At 52.3% G+C, this 1023-nt stretch carries 1 pseudogene; it reads right to left on the bottom strand.

Annotation, left to right across the window (positions count from 1 at the left end):
- Positions 1-953 (bottom strand): annotated as a pseudogene (locus J3T95_RS09115) (hypothetical protein); the annotation flags it as partial.
- Positions 954-1023 lie beyond the last annotated feature (70 nt).

Genomic DNA, 1023 nt, shown 5'->3' with positions numbered 1-1023 from the left:
AGAACCGGCTCAGGAGTCAGCTCATCAACAGGCACCCACTGGCCATCCTTCAAAGCCACCCACTGGTAATAATACGAATTCGTCTCAGAACATATGCCGTCGGGGTTGTAGTAGGTGCTGCCGCGAACATTCAGCCAGTACACGAAGAAAGACCGGGACGGGGCTGTTCCCGGAGCAGTGCCATTTACACGGTAACCATCATAAAAACCATTATAGGCAGGGAAACCATAATCAGTCACCATGCCCCAGTTCGACTGACCTCCACTATAAAGATCTGGCTGCCGATCCCAGCCGACCCAAGACCAGGGCCCGCTGCACTGAAGACCAGCTCCACTGCCCAGGCAGTCTTTCATGTACTTCTTGAAACCCTTGCCCTCAGCCGTTAAAGCTGCAGTGATATTGGATGTTCGATCCGGCGCCTTAATATTAATATCAGGATTAAAGTAGAAGCACTCATCAAGGGCGTTGGAGGGGGTCCAGCTCCATGTACCAGCGCCGCAACCCACAGCTCCTATCTGCTGACCTACAATTGCGTAAATGTTCAGAGGCTCGTCGACACCACCCGTTTTATGGGCTGACGAGTCACCCGTATCCCCAAGATTCAGATCGCCCTCGATGGAAATGGTCAAATAGTCATATAGACCGGAGTTTATGATCTTGTGGACGGTGAAGTACTGATCCTGATTCTTGGCCCAATTATAGGCTCCGATCCAGGCCGGATCAGTGGATGATTTTGAAGCTATGGTGTTCAGATACTTTATTCGGCGATAATGCGGCGGATTGGTAGAACCTTCAAACGGGTATACAAAAGATAGATTACAAGAGCCCATGGTGTCCATACCGCCGGTAGCATTGGCGCAGGAAGGGTCGAACTCGTTGTGCTTCACGCGCAGGATGAAGTCCATGCGCAGCTCATCCTGGTTGGAATCAATCCTTTCGTTGTAAGCCAGCATCTTGTAAAGCAGCGGCTTCCTGCTGGCCGTCCCGTCCTGCCCGTCGACGGCATTCGCCTGACCGGCCGAC

Origin of the sequence: Bifidobacterium sp. B4079, from assembly GCF_026537385.1 — a bacterium.
In the GTDB taxonomy this organism is placed as follows: Bacteria; Actinomycetota; Actinomycetes; order Actinomycetales; family Bifidobacteriaceae; genus Bombiscardovia; species Bombiscardovia asteroides_I.
This window is presented reverse-complemented; position numbering and strand designations above follow the sequence as displayed.